Below are 16,067 nucleotides of genomic sequence, written 5' to 3' on the forward strand. Positions count from 1 at the left end.
CTGTGGAAAACCGCGAAGGCAACCACAGAGCGGCGTGATCCGTGTGGACGAGACGGCGTCAGTCGTGCGCGACCGACGGGAGCCTGCGGAGGAAAGACACCTCTCGCCAGGCGGGACGACCGAGGAGAGCCAGGAAGCCCGGCAGCAGCAGGCCTCGGACGACGGTCGCGTCCAGCAGGATCGCCACCGCCAGGCCGACCCCGAGTTGCTTCATCTCCAGCGTCGAAAGGGTCGCGAAGAGGGCGAACACCGCGACCATGATGACGGCCGCGCTGGTGACCACGCCGGCGGACCTGACGATGCCGCTCCGCACGGCGTCCCTGACCTCTTCGCCCCTGGCGACGGCCTCGCGGATCCGGCTCAGCACGAACACGTGGTAGTCCATGGACAGGCCGAACAGGACGACGAAGAGGATCAACGGGATCCACGAGACGATGGCGCCGTTCGACTCGAACCCCAGAACCGACTCGGCCCAGTCGTTCTGGAAGATGAGCACGAGGACCCCGTAGGCCGCCCCCACGGAGATCAGGTTGAGCAGCCCGGTGACCAGGGCGATGAGGAACGAGCGGAACGCGACCAGCATGACCACGAGGCACAGCAGGACCACGAACCCGACCACGTAGGGCAGCCGCTCCTCCTGCACGCTGGAGAAGTCGCTGTTGAAGGCGGTGGGCCCGCCGACCGCCCACACCGCGCCGGGGATCTGTCCGACGGTCGCGGGGATGAGGTCGGTGCGCAGGCGGTCGAGGGTGCGCTCGGCCTCCGGCGAGTTGGCCTCGTCCGGCACCGCGACGTACATCTTCGTCACGCGGTCGTCCACGGAAGAGGCGGTCTTCGCCTCCTCGCTCACCGCGAAGCCGCCGGCCGAGCGGGCACGGGTGTTCAGCTCGGTGAGCGCCGAGACGACCCGATCGTGCTGGGCGGCCGGCGCCTCGACGACCACGACGTGACTCGTGCTCTCGCTGGGGAAGGCCTTGACGACCTCGTGCAGCGTACGGACGACGGGATAGGAACGCGGGAGGTCCTCGTCGCTCGGCATCTTCAGCCGCATGTCGGTGATCGGCCAGGCGGCGGCTCCGAGTGCGATCAGACCCACGACGACCGCGAGAGCGGGCGCCTTCAGCACGGGCCGCAGGACGGCCTCCCACACCCTGCTTCCCCGATCGACCCGGGTGCGCCGGGACAGCAGCGGGATGCGCGGCCAGTTGATCCGGTCACCGAGCATCGAGAGCACCGCGGGCAGCACCACCAGGGACCCCAGCACCGCGACGCCGACGACCAGGATCGTGCCGAGCGCCAGAGAGGAGAAGATCATGTTGCCGGCAAAGAACATGCCGGCCATGGCGACGACAACGGAGATGCCCGACACGACCACGGCCCTCCCCGAGGTGGCGGCGGCGATGTGCAGCGCGTCGCCCGGCGAGCGGCCGAGGGCGCGTTCCTCGCGCACCCGACGGATGTAGAAGAGCGAGTAGTCGACCCCGACCGCCAGGCCGACGAGCAGGATCAGGCTGGGCTGGTTGGTGTTGGCGGGCAGGACGAACGAGGTCACGGAGGCCAGTCCCAGGCCGAAGAGCACCGCGCTCATGCCGAGCAGCACCGGCACGCCCGCCGCGACCAGCGCTCCGAAGGTGACCAGGAGGATGGCGAAGGTGACGGGAAGGCTGATGTACTCGGCCCGCTGGAACTCCTGGCCGTACCGTTCGGAGAACTCCTTGCCGATCGATCCGGCCCCCACCTGGGCGATGGAGAAGTCCGGGTGGGCCTTCTGGGCGGCCTCTGTGGCCTCGATCATCGGGCCCACCGCGTTCTTCGGCAGGGTCCGCGACTCGCCGCTGCCGAGGTCCAAGTGGACCGGCAGGAGCACGCTCCGCCCGTCGGGCGAGGTGACCGGGTCCCCGACCTGCTCCACCTCGCTGAGCACGCGATATCGCGCGCGGAGGTCGGCCACGATCTGGTCCGTTCCGGCGGAGACGCCGGCCTTGGGCTGGATCAGCACGTTCTCGATTGCGCCCTCGCCGAAGTCCGACTCGTCCAGAAGGCGTTCCGCCACCGCGGCCTGCCCGCTCAGAGTGTCGGCGTCGGACTGCTCCACCACTCCGGTGAACATGCTGCCGCCGAAGGCGACGACGACGGCGAAGATCCACAGGCTGAGCGCAAGCCGGCGGTGACGGATGCTCCAGTCCGCGAGCCGTTCGACCCCCTTGGCGGCGGGCCGGCCCCCGGCCTGGCCCGAACTGTCGGCACCGACGCGCGTGGGCGCCGGTCTGGTGGTTTCGGCCCGTGTCATTCGTCCACTCCGCCCTTCGGATCCGTCCAAGCGTGCATTGACAGTACGGATTCGCCGGGCGACTGTCTGTCGCGGCACCACCTCGGAAAAGGTGGTACAGGCACCACTTTCTGCCGAGTCGGCCGCCACCGTGTTGATAGCCGTGCGGCCGCGCCCCTACCCTCGCGGAGAAAGGGGGAGCATTGCGGCCCGTCACGCTGTTCGGGGACGGCTCACGCACGGCCGTCGTCCAGGTTCTGATCACCCTCCTGCTGTCTCCGGTGTACTGGGTGCCCGTCCTGCTGCTGGTCGGCGGCGTACTCGCGACGCCGCTGTTCCTCCTCGGCCTGCCACTGGTCCCGCTCGCCCTGTTCCTCGGTCTCGGTGTGTCCCGGCTCGGTTCGGAGTCGCTGGCCACGTTCACCGGGGGCGCCGTCAAGATGGAGCCGCCTCCCCGCAGATGGATGCGCAGGCTGTTCGGACGGCGGGCCTGGCGGTCGATGGCCCACTGCGCGGTGCTCGCCGTCTGGGGCACCGGGGCAGGCGCGTCCGTGCTCCTGCTGCTGTCTCTCGGGGCCGCGCTGCTCGTCCTGCCTCTCGTGCTGCTCATGTCGCCGGCCGACGAGGCCGCCTTCGCGGGAGTGCGGCTCACCCCGGTGACGCTGACGCTCGCGCCCCCGGTGGGGGTGCTCCTCATCTGGACGACGCTGCGGATGTCCGCTCCGCTGGCCAAGGTGGAGGGGCGGCTGACGACCCACTGGACCGGGACGGCGCTCGCCACGATCCTGCGCAGGCGGGTCATCGACCTGGAGACGACCCGGGCGGCGATGGTGGACGCGGCGGAGGCCGAACGACTTCGCATCGAGCGCAACCTGCACGACGGCGCCCAGCAACGGCTCATCGCGGTCGCCCTCGCGATCGCCAGGGCGCGCAAGCTTCTGACGCAGGACCAGCGCAAGGCGCTCGAACTGCTGGACGAGGCGCATCAGGAGGCCAGGACGGCCGTCAGCGAGCTCCGGGAGATCGCGCGAGGAGCACACCCGCCGATCCTCACCGAACGGGGACTGGCAGCCGCGGTGACATCGACGGCGCAGCGGCAGCCCCTGCCGGTGCGCCTTCACCTGACGCTTGCCGAGCGGCCCTCCCATCGGACCGAGGCGGTGGCTTACTATGTCGTCTCTGAGATCCTGAGCAACATCGCCAAGCACGCGAACGCCTTGTCGGTGGAGATACGTCTGTGGCGTGGTGGCGAACGGTTACACCTGTGCATCCTTGACGACGGCAAAGGTGGAGCGGTGTTGAGACCAGGAGGTGGCCTGGCCGGACTCGCCGATCGGCTGCGGGCGGTCGACGGGGCGTTGACGATCAAAAGTCCCGAAGGCGGTCCCACCCTCATCGAGGCTGAGCTGCCGTGGCAGGCATGACCTCGGAACTTCGCGTGGTGATCGCGGACGATTCCGCTCTTCTCCGGTCCGGCGTCGCCCATCTCCTCACCGACGAAGGCATGACGATCGTGGCCGAGGCGGGGGACCCCGACGCTCTCCTCGACGCGGTCGCGACCCACCGGCCCGACCTCGCCATCATCGACGTGCGGCTGCCGCCGTCCTACACCAGCGAGGGCATCCACGCCGCACTCGAACTCCGGCGGCGGTATCCGCAGGTGGCGCTGCTCGTGCTGTCGCAATACGTGGAGGAGCAGTCGGCCAGCGAGCTGCTCGCGTCGTCGCCGCGCGGCGTGGGATATCTGCTGAAGGACCGCGTCACCGACGTCGAGGAGTTCGTCGAGACCGTGCGCAGAGTCGCGGGCGGCGGCACCGCCCTCGACCCCGAGGTGGTGGCGCAACTGGTGGTCGCCGGCCGCAGCCCGGGTCGCAAGCGGCTTGACCGGTTGTCGCCACGCGAGATCGACGTGCTGGCCCTGATGGCCGAAGGGCTCAGCAACGGGGCGATCGCCCGGCGGCTGTACATCACAGAACGGGCGGTGGAGAAGCACATCCGCAGCCTCTTCCCCAAGCTCGACCTGCCGCCCGGCGAGCAGGAGCATCACCGGCGCGTCCTGGCCGTACTGCACTATCTCGAAGCGACCGCCGGAGGTTCGACGGTGAAGACCGAGGACAGGGCGCAGTGACCTCCGTGAGACGCCGGGCGGTTCTCGTCCTCGCCGCGACGCTGTCGGCCGGCCTGGTGGTGTGCGGCGTCTTCCTCATCCTCGACACGCTCCTGGACAGAACCACCGTCACGACGCGTACGGTCCCGGGACCGGTCAAGACCCTCGATCTGTTCGTGGCCACCGGCGACGTGCGGCTGACGGGGCACGACGGAAACGACGTCGTCGTCACCCGGCGGGTGACCCGGGGGGTGCTGGAACCCGCGGACGTCATCGGCAGGCGGGAGGGCGACGTGGTCGGCATCGTCTCCGCGTGCCAGCCGCGCATCCGCCGGTGCCGTGTCGTCTACGACATCACCGTGCCGCGCGACGCCTCGATCACGGGATTCGTCGGCGACGGCACGGTGACGGTCTCCGGTGTGGGCGGTCGTGTCCAGGTGAGCACGCCGCGCGGCAGTGTCGTGTCGCGTCGAGGTACCTAGACCCCGGTGAGCACCAGGCCGGGAAGGGCGCTCCAGATCTCCGGTGTGAAGAAGTGCCCCCCGGGCAGCTCGTGCACGATCGTCGTGCCCTTCGTGACGTCCGCCCAGGCGGCGAAGTCCTCCCGCGGTTGCGGCTCCTCCTCTCCGTACAGCACGTGGACGTCCGTCTCCAGCAACGGCCCGGCCTCGTGGCGGAAGGTGCCGTACACCGAGATGTCGGCGCGGAGCAGGTGCACGGCGAACGCCCGCAGGTCGGCGTTGGCCAGCACCTCCGGCGCCACCTGCCCCTTCTCTCCGAGCCAGCGTTCCAGCGCCGCGTCACTCACGTCGAGAAGTCGCGGGTCGGGCCCGATGTGCCGGTGCGGCGCGACGTGGCCGGACACGATGAGCCCGTCGACCGCGGGCCCGGGCAACGTGGCCGCCACGGCATGGGCGACCAGCGCGCCCATGCTGTGGCCGTAGAGGACGTAGGGGGGTTCGACCGACCCGGCGACCAGGGCCGCGCAGTCGGTGACGAGCTCGCTCCACTGTCCGGGCACGCGCTGGCCGTACCGCCCGTCGCGTCCCGGGTAGCTGATGCCCCAGACGTCGTGACCGGGCGGGACGGACCCGCCCCAGGCACGGAAGGGGGCGACGCCGCCTCCGGCGAAGCTGAAGCAGACGAGGCGCCGCCGGCCGGCGCCGTCGCCGTGCAGCAGCAACGCGTCGCCCGCCCCCACTACAGGGCCTCCTTCGCCGCCGCCCTGAGCCGCTCCACCGCGAGATCCAGGTCCTCCCGGGCCGCCGTCAGAGACGGGCGCATCCGCAGGGTCCGCTCACCGCAGCCGAGCAGCAGGACCTGGTGCCGCTCCCTGGCGATCGCGACGATGCGGTCCCGCAGGTCGGCGTCGGCCACGTCGAGGGCACACAGCAGGCCACGCCCGCGCGGGTGCGAGAACACTTCCGGGAACTCCGCGGCACACTCGCGCAGCCGTCCGACCAGGTGCGTGCCGAGGTCCGCCGCGCGTTCGGGGAGCCGGTCCGCCTCGATCACCTCCAGGATTCTGGTCGCCCGCAGCATGTCGACGAGGTTGCCGCCCCAGGTCGAGCTGATCCGGCCGGGGGTGCGGAACGTGTTGCCCGGGTGGTCGGCCACCCTTCGCCCCCCCATCACCCCGCACACCTGGGTCTTCTTGCCGAACGCCACCAGGTCGGGAGCGAGTCCCAGGGTCTGGTACGCCCAGGGCCTGCCGGTGACGCCGCATCCGGTCTGCACCTCGTCCAGCACGAACAACGCGTCGTGCCGGTGACACAGCTCCTGCATGGCCCTGAGGAACTCGGGCCGCAGATGGCGATCGCCCCCCTCGCACTGGATGGGCTCGGCGATGAAGCAGGCGATCTCTCCCGGGTGCCGGGCGAACGCCTCCTCCGCCGCCCCGACGACGGCCTGTTCCTCGGCCGACAGCCCGGGCCGCGACCAGGACGCCATGTCGTCGGCGGCGGGGCTGGGCAGGCGGGGCCAGTCGAAGGCCGGGTATCCGAAGGTCTTGGCAGGGTCGGTGTTGGTGAGCGACATGGTGTAGCCGGATCGGCCGTGGAAGGCCCGTTCGAGGTGGAGGACCCGGTAGGCGGAGGCGGTGATGCCGTGTTTTGCGTTGTGCCAGGCCTTCCAGTCGAAGGCGACCTTGAGCGCGTTCTCCACCGCGAGCGCGCCGCCGTCGATGAAGAAGAGATAGGGCAGGTCGTCGTCGCCGAGCACCCGCAGGAACGTCTCGACGAAGCGCGCCTGGATGACCGTGGGGAAGTCGGGGTTGGAGGGCTTGTAGCGGGCCGCGAAACGCAGTTCGTCGAGATAGTCCTCGCCCGGGTCGGCGAGCGCGGGATGGTTGTGCCCGAGCGGCGCCGACGCGTAGAAGCCCATCATGTCGAGGTAGCGCCGGCCGTCACGTGCGTCGGCGAGCCAGGACCCCTGGCTGGCGCGAAGGTCGACGACGAGGTCGAGGTAGTCGCCTGCCACGTGTGCGCGCAGGGTGTGCAGGGCCTGATCGGCCCGCAAGGCGGTGTCGGTTGGCATTGTTCGTCTCCGGTGTCGTGGGGTCAGGTGCGAGCGGCGAGCGCCGGCAGCCGAACTCGCCCTCGGACGGCGCCGTGCAGGCCGAGGACCGTCAGCAGGACGGTGCCGTCCCCGGCGTGCGCGACGAGCCGGCCCGCCGGGGTCCGGCTCCCGTCTCCCGCGGCGGAAGCCAGGCCGCGCAGTTCGATGCCGTCCGGATGGTCCGCTTCCAGAGCGAGGTCGTTTCCGGGGTCGTAGAACTCGATTCGGTCGACGCGGGCCGGGACGACGAGCGCGGCCTCGTCCTCGCCCGCGAGGTGCAGGGCGGCCACCCGGAACAGGCCGTCGAGCAGGAGCACCGGCAGCAGGAAGTCGCCGAATCCCGCCGGACGCGCCGCGTCGGGAAGCCGGAAGCGGGCCGCCGACTCTCCTTCGCGCACCCGGCACTCCCGGTTGACGTCGAACAGGCCGGACAGATGGATCATGTCGTTGGGGATCGTGTAGGGGTCGGGCAGCGCGCGCCAGCCGCCGTCGCCGGTCGTCTCCCCCAGCGGCGGCGCGGTCCTGCGGTCGGCCAGGTGGACGGTCGTCTCGAAATGCGTGTGGTCCCGGCGCAGCAGCATGCCGTTCGGCGCCCGCATGTCGGAGAGGATCCGCACCCGCACCCGCGTCTCGGCGGCGGTGCCGGGCAGGGCCTCCGCGACCACCCGATAGGGCGGCTCGGCCGAGGACGGCCTTCCCCGGACGAACGACGAGAAGACCGTGCCGGACAGGGCGGCCACCGCCGTGCCCGGGACGAGCGCCGCCGCGGCCCGGGCGGCGGCTTCGGCCAGGAAGGCGCCCGGCACGGTGGCCCTGCCCTTCACGGTGTGACCGGCCAGGCAGGGATCGGCGTCGAGCGTGAGATCCTCGGTCCGGCTCGTACGGGCGACCGGAGATCCGGCAGATCCCCCGGTGGCAGCGGCGAGCAGCGCGGGCCGGTGCCGCCGCAGGAGATCGCGCTGCCCCGGTTCGAGATGGACCACCACGGGGTCACCGGGTGCGGCGCGGAGTTCGTCGAGGAACCGCGCGACGCCCTCCTCGATCTCCATGCCGCTGAGAGCGCCGTGCCGTCGCAGGAAGCGGCTGGTCAGCTCGTCGGCCGCGAAGCCGACGGAGTTCCACAGCGTCCACGCGACGGTGAACTCGCCGATGCCCTCGGTGGTCCGGGCGTGATGGGCCGCCCAGGCGAGGAAGTCGTTGCCCGCCGCGTAATCGAGCTCGCCCGGCTGCCCGGCGAAGCCGATGACCGAGCCGAAGTTGCACCAGTGGGCGGGGGCACGACCGGCGAGGGCGCGCTTGAGGTTCAGGTATCCCCTCACCTTCACATCGCGCACCCGCTGGAAGTCCTCCAGGCGCTTGCCCTCCAGCGCCGCCGCGTGGTTGACGCCGGCGCCGTGCACGACCAGATCGATCCGGCCGGCCGCGGCGACGACGGCGTCCACGGCCGCCGCCACGGCGCCGGCGTCCCTGACGTCGCAGGCCAGGTAGCGGACCCGTTCCTCGCCGCTGTGCTCGCTCATCCTGGCGAGGTTCCGCCTCGCCTCGCGCGCCTCGGTGAGCCTGTCGGCGCGGCGCTTCAGCTCCGACGGCGGGCACCCGGGGTCGGCGTGGCGCTCCTGCCGCCAGAAGTCGGTGCGCCGCCTGGCGAACTCCGCGTCGTCGCCCTCCGACACCCACGTCGGCATCTCGTCGAGAGGGTTCCTGCCGATGACCCAGATCTGCGCCTTCGTCTCACGGGCGAGGGCGACCAGGATCTCCGCGGTGATCCCCCGCGCTCCGCCCGTCGCCAGGACCACGGACGACTCGCCGAGCGGGAGCCTGCCCCGATCCGGCGCCGGCTCGGGCCGGGCCACAGGCGCCAGCGCCGTCGCGCCGTCGTGGACGAGGACCGGCACCGGCTCGTCATGACGGGCCTGCGCCCACGCCGTACGCAGCGCGGCGTCCACGTCGTGACCCGCCACGACCGACACACCCGTCGCGCAGCCGGGGATCTCCCATCCCGCGCTCTTGGCGAGACCGGTGAACAGGCCGACGTACGCGTGGGGCACGCCGTCGCGGACCGCGTCGAGAAGGACGATGTGGCACCGGGTCAGCCGGTCGCGACCGGCGCGCAGCAGCGTGAACACGGCGTCGTGCAGGCGGAGGATCTCCTCCTCGGCCGTCTCCCCGCCCGCTCGGGCCACGACGAGCAGCGTGTCGAAGGACAGGTCCGCGCCGCCGGAGCCGAGGACCGTGTCCGGCCGCACGACCCTGCCCCGGCCCGCCAACGCCTCGGCCACGTCGTCGTCACCGGTGAGGATCACCGTGGCCGCGGTGACGGGAAACGGCTCGCCCACCCGCAGCCCGTCCTGTTCCCGGAGCCTGACGACGTACCGCTCGACCGCCGCAGAAGGCGGCTCGCCCGCCGGGGGCCGATCGACGATCAGGCGGTCCTCCCGGGTGGTGAACGGGTCGCGACAGGTGACGTCGGTCCTCGCGCTGTCCGACACCAGGGCCTCGATCAGCGCTCTGGCCATCTCGCCGCCGAGGTAGCTTCGCCCGCGCCGCCAGTCGGGCTGCAGCCGCCTGGCCTCCCCCGCGCCGTCCGTCTCGTCGTCCAGGTACGCCAGCACGGGCAGCCCTTCCGCCCGGGCGGTGGACTCTCTTGTCAGGGCGACCATGAAGGCGCCCTCGGCGAGGTCGCCGCCGCGCCACTGCTCGGCCGACAGGATGTCCGCCATCTCGAGCGCCGAGTTGCCGTTGACCCCACAGACGAGAGCGAGGTCGAGGTCTCCGTGCCGTAGGTAGCTCATGGCCGTGCGGACGGCCTCCAGCGAGGAGGACAGGCCGGTGTCGACGGTCAGGTTCACGCCGCGGAAGTCGAGGTAGTTGGCCACCCGGGCCGGGATGATGTTGGGCATCACACCGGGCAGGGAGTCCTCGCTGGCGGGCGCGGACGTGCCGTCCACGGCGGCGCGCAGGCCGGCCAGGGCCTGCTCCGCGCCGGCGCGGCCCGCGAGCCGCCCGTCCGCACGAGCCGCGCCCTCCAGATAGGGCAGATAGCAGCGGAGGGAGTAGGCGGCCGCCTGCCGGGTCGGCCCCATGTGCCCCACGATCACGCCGGTGGTGTCCCTGAGGCCGGTCCAGGTGCGCTCCAGCGACGGCCGCAGGCGCAGGGCGCACTCCAGGACCATGAGCTGCGCCCGGTCGGCGTTCCGCAGGGTCTTGGGCGGTATGCGGACCTCTTTGAGCGACGGCAGCGGATACTGCTCGCCGAAGGACAGCCCCGGCGCCCGTCCCTCCCCGCGCAGCCAGGCCGTCACCTCCTCCTGGGAGGTCAGCCCGGGGACGTGGGCGGTCCATCCCACGACCGCGACGCGCTCGGCGGCACGGTCCGCGCCGTCGCCGCCGCCCCCGGCGCCACCGGATCTGTCCGCCACGATCACGTGGGCGTTGGTGCCGCCGAACCCGAACCCGGACACCCCGGCGAGACGCGGACGCGCGGACCGCGGCCACGGCAGCGGTTCCTTGGGAACCACCAGTGTGCCGCCGGTGCGGTCGATCTCCGGCGACAGCCGTTCGAACTGGTGCTGCGGCGGGATCCGCTCATGTGCGAAGGCCAGCAGCACCTCGATCAGGGAGACGACGCCCGCGGCCCAGCCGGTGTGCCCGATCTGGGACTTGCTGGAGGTCACATACCAGGGCCTGGTCCTGCCCTCGACCTGCTGGAGCGTGCTGAACTCGGTCAGGTCGCCCGCGGGTGTGCCGGTGGCGTGGGCGGCGATCCAGTCGATGTCGTCCGGTCTCACGCCGCTTGCGTGGAGCGCCCGTTCTATCGCGAGCCGCTGGCCCTCGCTGTTCGGCGCGTAGATGGCCTTGCCCTTGCCGTCGGACGAGGTGCCGAGGCCGCGGATCACACCGAGGATGCGGTCTCCGTCCGCCTTCGCCCGGCCGGCCTTCTTGAGCACCACGATCCCCGCGCCGTCGGCGAAGAGCACGCCGTCTCCCGCCTGGTCGAACGCCCTCACCTGATCGGTCCTGGACAGCCCGTTGATCTTGGCGAACATGACCGGGTTGCGGGGGCCCAGCGCGTACGCGCCGCCGCACACCGCCACGTCGGCGTCGCCCGCCAGCAGGTCCTTGATGCCCAGGTCGACCGCGTACAGGGAGGAGGAGCAGGCGGTGTCGAGCATGACGACGCGGGTGTCCGCGGGGAGCAGCCCCTCGGTGAAGCGGCGGCCGATGACGTGCGGCAGGTGCGTCCAGGCGGGGGCCCCCGCCCGTGGCAGCGACGCGCGCATCGCCTTCGCGACCTCGCGGTCGGGGACGTGCCTGCGGACACCCGCGGCGACCAGGTGCTCTTCCAGGTGCTGGGTGCCGTCGGCCGTGTAGCCCACGTAGCAGGCGAAGCGGTCGCCTTCGGCCCTGCCGACGCCGTCGAGCGCCTGTCCCAGCACCTGCCGCAGCCAGGTGACCGTGTATTCCTCGTCGCCCGCCTGCTCATGGATGTATCCCGCTTTGCGGGAGTACGTCCGGTCGGGGGCGGCCGGGTCGGCCGAGAAGAACGAGTCGAGGTCCCAGCGCTCGCCGGGTTCGCTGAACCACACGCCGCCCTCGACCCGCAGCCGCCAGAACTCCTCCGGATCGCGCGCTCCGGGACAGCGCAGTCCCATGCCGACGACCACGATGTCGTCGTCGTGCGACTCGCCCGGCTGCGACGAGAGGGGTTCGCGCGCCTCGGCGGCCACCGGCTGCGGCAGTTCCGCACGCGCGCCCGGCTCCCCTCGTTCCTCCGACGCCGGGGCCGGTCGTGGCGGCGCGGGCTCCCCCGGCACGGTCACGGGTCGCTTCGGGGGCGACAGGATCGCGTTCGCCAGCGACAGCCCGCCGTCGGCGATCAGAGTCTGGCCCGTCACCCAGCTCGCCGCCTCCGACGCCAGGAAGACGACGATGCTCGCGAGCTCGTCCTCGGTCGCCAACCGGCCCATGGGGGTCGCGTCCACCACCACGTCGCGGAAGTCCTCGGCCTGGGGGAAAAGATCGAGCACCTCGCCCTGGACCAGCCCGCAGGAGGCGGTGTTGACGCGGATGTTCATGGGGGCGTACTCGACCGCCAGATATCGGGTCAGGGATTCGACCGCCGCCTTGGATGTGCCGACGCTGACGTAGTTCCCGATGACCAGGTCGGACCCCAGCGACGAGAGGTTGACGATCGAGCCGCCGCCCCTGGCGGCGATGAGCGGCGCCGCCCGCTCCGCACACCACGCGCTGCCCTTGACGTTCGTCTGCCAGGCTCGTTCCCAGTGCCTGTCGGTGAGTTCCGCCATCGGGAGCAGGGCGCCGGAGGCCGCGTTGTTCACGAGCACGTCCAGCCCGTCGGTCAGCTCGCCGAGAGCGTCGAACATCCGGTCCACCTGGTCGCGCTTGGCCACCGACGCGCGCAGGAGGTGCACGGTGCCGCCCATCTGGGTGAGCTCCCGCTCGGTTTCCCTGGCGGCCTCGACCGAGTGGAAGTAGTTGAGTACGACGGTCGCCCCCAACCGCACGAAGCGGCGGGCGATGGCCCGGCCGACGCCGCGCGCGCCTCCGGTGACGAGCACCGTCTTGCCGGAGAAGTCGATCATAAGTGGCTCCCGGCGGTGGCGGACGCGTTCCTGATGACGAGGTCGGCGATCCTGCCGAGCGTGCCGTGATCGGTGATCCGGAACCCCTCCGGCATCTCCGACAACCCGTACCGCTCCCCGACCCGCGCCACCAGCTCGGTCTGCTTGAGAGAGTCCACCCCCAGATCCCCCTCCAACTCGGCGTCCTCCTCGAGCACCTCCACCGGATACTCCAGCGCCGCCGCATAGAACTCCCGCAACTCGGCCAGCACCCGATCCCGCGACAGCACGGCCCCCTCCGGCGCCGGCGGGTCGTTGTCGTCCGCGGCCGGTGCCTGCGCACCTCCCACGGCCGGCGCCTCCGTCACGCGCGCACCCGCCGAGACGCTCATGACGAGGTCGGCGATCCTGCCGAGCGTGCCGTGATCGGTGATCCGGAACCCCTCCGGCATCTCCGACAACCCGTACCGCTCCCCGACCCGCGCCACCAGCTCGGTCTGCTTGAGAGAGTCCACCCCCAGATCCCCCTCCAACTCGGCGTCCTCCTCGAGCACCTCCACCGGATACTCCAGCGCCGCCGCATAGAACTCCCGCAACTCGGCCAGCACCCGATCCCGCGACAGCACGGCCCCCTCCGGCGCCGGCGGGTCGTTGTCGTCCGCGGCCGGTGCCTGCGCACCTCCCACGGCCGGCGCCTCCGTCACGCGCGCACCCGCCGAGACGCTCATGACGAGGTCGGCGATCCTGCCGAGCGTGCCGTGATCGGTGATGCGGAACCCCTCCGGCATCTCCGATAACCCGTACCGCTCCCCGACCCGCGCCACCAGCTCGGTCTGCTTGAGAGAGTCCACCCCCAGATCCCCCTCCAGCTCGGCGTCCTCCTCGAGCACCTCCACCGGATACTCCAGCGCCGCCGCATAGAACTCCCGCAACTCGGCCAGCACCCGATCCCGCGACAACTCGGCCGCCTCCGGCGCCGGCTGCCGCCGGGCCGCTTTCCCCTCCGCCCGGCCGTACGACTCGACGACGCTCTCGATGCCGCGGACGGCGTCGCCCCGGCCGTCCAGGCACACGGTCGGCGTGACGCCGGGCAGGGCCGCCCGGACCAGGCCGGCGAGCGTGCCCCGGGCGCCGCATTCGAGGAAGGAGTCGGACCCGCGCGCGTGCAGTGCCCGCACGGCGGCGCAGAACCGCACGGGGACGGTCAGGTGCCGGGAGAGCAGGACGTTGAGATCGTCGGCGTCGGAGTAGAAGCGGCCCAGGATCGGCGAGTAGACCGGTGCCGTCAGGGGACCGCGCGGAACAGAGGCGATCTGCTCGGCGAAACGCCCTGCCGCCTCCGCGAGCAGGGGGTTGTGGAAGGGATAGGGGGCGGGCAGCCGAGTCGCCCGGACGCCCAGCGTCGCGGCCACGGCCTCGACCTGTCGCAGCGCCTGCCACGATCCCGAGACGACGGTCTGCCTGGGGGCGTTCTCCACCGCGACCACGAGGTGCGGGTCGGCGACGAGGGCGACCATCGCCTGCGCGCGCTCGGCGTCCAGCGGGAGGGCGTACATGCCGCCCGCGTCCGACGCGCTCCGCAGCGCCGCGTTGCGCGCCCACACGATCGTCGCGCCGTCGCGGACGGTGAACGCACCGGCCGCCACGAGCGCGGGGATCTCCCCGAAGCTGTGCCCGACGATCGCCGAAGGTTCGACGCCGCGCCCGCGGAGGATCCGGTGGACGACGACGGCGGAGGCGTAGATGGCGAACTGCAGGGTGTCGACGTCCTCTTCCAGCAGGGCGTCGAGAGTGGGCGGGTTCTCGCTGAGCAGGTGCTTGGCGATCGGTGCGCCGCCCAGCGCCGTGATCGCGTCGTCGATCTCGCCGACGACGGCGTCCACCTCGGGACAGCCGGCGCGCAGAGTGGGCAGCGCCTGTGGCAGGTAGGCCCCCTGCCCCGGTATCAGGAACACCGGACGTGATGCGGTCATGCGATCCTCCGTGTGTCGGGACGGTGTCGGCCGAGGCGGACCGGCAGCGAGGCCAGGCCCAGGTTGATGATCGACAGAGCGGGCACGGCCGGGCCCGTCTGTTCCATGACGCCGACGCGGGCGACCAGCTCTTCGAGAAGGATGCGAAGCTCGAGCCGGGCCAGTACGGCGCCGATGCAGAAGTGCGGTCCCCAGCCGAGAGCGAGGTGCCGGTTCGGCCGGCGGCTCAGGTCGAGCTCTCCCGGCCGGTCGAACACCGTCTCGTCTCTGTTGGCGGAGGGGATCCACACGACGACCCTGTCTCCGGCTCGGACGGTCCGTCCGCCGAGCGCGGCGTCACGCCTGGCCGTGCGCAGCACGTGGACGCCGACGGACGTCCAGCGCAGCAGCTCCTCGACGGCGGCCTGCGGGGACGCGCCGGCCTCGGACAGTTCGCACCAGGATTGCGGCCTCCTGATCAGGGTGTGCAGGCTCATCGCCGCGGTGTGCCTGACCGTCTGGACGCCGCCCACGATGATGTTGTCGCAGTTGAGGACGACGTCCTCGAGGCTGAGGGAGGGCGATCCCTCGATCTCGGCGGCGAAGGCGCTCACCAGGTCGTCGCCCGGGCGGGCACGCCGTTCGACGGCGAGGTCGAGCAGGTAGGCGAACAGTCCCTGATGGGCGGCGCGGCGTCGCTCGGGAGAGGACATGAGGAACGCCTCGTCGCACAGGCGGGTGACCTCCGGCCGGTCGGCGTCGGGCACCTGCATCAACTCGCACACCAGCGTCATCGGGACGACGGCGGCGACCTCGGTGACGAAGTCGACCGTCTCCTTCTCCAGGGCCCGTTCGATCAGCTCCACCGTGAGGTCGCGCACCCGCCGCTCCAGCCTGGCGACACCCTTGGGAGAGAAGAACCGGTGGGCCCTGTCACGCAGGGTCCGGTGATCCGGCGCATCGGTCAGCGCCATCATCCGGCCGGACCCCGCGGGCGGATTGGGACCGCCGCCCAGCAGCGACCCGCCCGCCGAGCTGTACGTGTCGGCGTCCGCGAGCACCTCCATGGCGTGCCGGTGCGACAGCACCGCCCACGAGGGCCCATCGGCCCCCGCCTCGTGCCACTGCACCGGTGCCTGCCGCCGCAGCTCCGCGACGTGCTCGTGGACGTCGGTCCTGATCCAGAAGCGTGGGTCCGTGAGGTCAACCGTCGACATCGGCGTCTCCCGTGCTCGGCAGGTCTGCGAGTTTCCCGGCGAGGAGCCGCACCGTCGGGTTCTCGTACACGTCGACCAGGTCGATGTGCAGGCCGCTCCGGTTCGCCGCCTCGGTGGCGATCTCCACCGCGAGGAGCGAGTTGCCGCCGAGTTCGAAGAAGTTGTCGTGGACGCCGACCTGGTCGAGGTCGAGGACGTGTCTCCAGGTGTCGGCCAGCAGCCGTTCCAGATCGGTGGCCGGAGCGATGTAGGCATCGCTCAACGCCGCCCGGTCACTCGTGGGAGCGGGCAGCGCGGCCCGGTCCAGCTTGCCGTTCACCGTCATCGGCAGACGGTCCACCAGCATGAACACCGCCGGCACCATGTGATCGGCCAGACGCTGGG

The 16,067-nt window shown here is 71.7% G+C and carries 10 protein-coding genes; 3 read left to right on the forward strand and 7 right to left on the reverse strand.

Annotated elements, in window-relative coordinates:
• Positions 1-58 precede the first annotated feature (58 nt).
• Positions 59-2,290, reverse strand: a complete 2,232-nt coding sequence (locus FLW16_RS13770; RefSeq protein ID WP_142560380.1) for an MMPL family transporter — start codon at positions 2,288-2,290, stop codon at positions 59-61.
• A 182-nt stretch (positions 2,291-2,472) separates the two neighbouring features.
• Here FLW16_RS13770 and FLW16_RS13775 point away from each other — a divergent pair, with 182 nt between their 5' ends.
• Genes FLW16_RS13775 through FLW16_RS13785 form a run of 3 tightly spaced genes read left to right on the forward strand, consistent with a single transcriptional unit; the run spans position 2,473 to position 4,858 of the window.
• On the forward strand, positions 2,473-3,693 hold the full coding sequence (locus tag FLW16_RS13775; RefSeq protein ID WP_142560381.1) for a histidine kinase: 1,221 nt from the start codon (positions 2,473-2,475) through the stop codon (positions 3,691-3,693).
• The gene (locus tag FLW16_RS13780) at positions 3,690-4,397 is read left to right on the forward strand and encodes a response regulator transcription factor (RefSeq protein WP_142560382.1); all 708 of its coding nucleotides are present in this window, start codon (positions 3,690-3,692) and stop codon (positions 4,395-4,397) included. The genes FLW16_RS13775 and FLW16_RS13780 overlap by 4 nt, the downstream gene beginning before the upstream one ends.
• Positions 4,394-4,858 (forward strand): hypothetical protein, encoded by a 465-nt coding sequence (locus tag FLW16_RS13785; RefSeq protein ID WP_142560383.1) that lies wholly within the window; start codon positions 4,394-4,396, stop codon positions 4,856-4,858. Before FLW16_RS13780 ends, FLW16_RS13785 begins: the two co-directional genes overlap by 4 nt.
• Here FLW16_RS13785 and FLW16_RS13790 read toward each other — a convergent pair.
• The 6 genes from FLW16_RS13790 to FLW16_RS13815 all read right to left on the reverse strand — a co-directional run.
• Positions 4,855-5,577 carry a thioesterase II family protein gene (locus FLW16_RS13790; protein ID WP_142560384.1) on the reverse strand — a complete coding sequence of 241 codons (723 nt, stop codon included), beginning with the start codon at positions 5,575-5,577 and terminating at the stop codon, positions 4,855-4,857. The two genes, FLW16_RS13785 and FLW16_RS13790, sit on opposite strands and share 4 nt — an antisense overlap.
• Positions 5,577-6,911, reverse strand: a complete 1,335-nt coding sequence (gene lat, locus FLW16_RS13795) for an L-lysine 6-transaminase (RefSeq protein ID WP_142560385.1) — start codon at positions 6,909-6,911, stop codon at positions 5,577-5,579. Before lat ends, FLW16_RS13790 begins: the two co-directional genes overlap by 1 nt.
• Before the next feature lie 23 nt (positions 6,912-6,934).
• Positions 6,935-12,535, reverse strand: coding sequence for an SDR family oxidoreductase (locus FLW16_RS45930; protein ID WP_142560386.1), 5,601 nt, complete (start codon positions 12,533-12,535; stop codon positions 6,935-6,937).
• Complete coding sequence (locus tag FLW16_RS13805; RefSeq protein ID WP_142560387.1) at positions 12,532-14,487, reverse strand: acyltransferase domain-containing protein; 1,956 nt, start codon at positions 14,485-14,487, stop codon at positions 12,532-12,534. The genes FLW16_RS45930 and FLW16_RS13805 overlap by 4 nt, the downstream gene beginning before the upstream one ends.
• Complete coding sequence (locus FLW16_RS13810) at positions 14,484-15,683, reverse strand: cytochrome P450 (protein WP_142560388.1); 1,200 nt, start codon at positions 15,681-15,683, stop codon at positions 14,484-14,486. Before FLW16_RS13810 ends, FLW16_RS13805 begins: the two co-directional genes overlap by 4 nt.
• Positions 15,670-16,067, reverse strand: a 398-nt coding sequence (locus FLW16_RS13815) for a phosphopantetheine-binding protein (RefSeq protein ID WP_260615239.1), incomplete at its 5' end; no start/stop codon positions are given. The genes FLW16_RS13815 and FLW16_RS13810, both read right to left, overlap by 14 nt.

It is taken from the genome of Microbispora sp. KK1-11 (assembly GCF_006874435.1).
In the GTDB taxonomy this organism is placed as follows: Bacteria; Actinomycetota; Actinomycetes; order Streptosporangiales; family Streptosporangiaceae; genus Microbispora; species Microbispora catharanthi.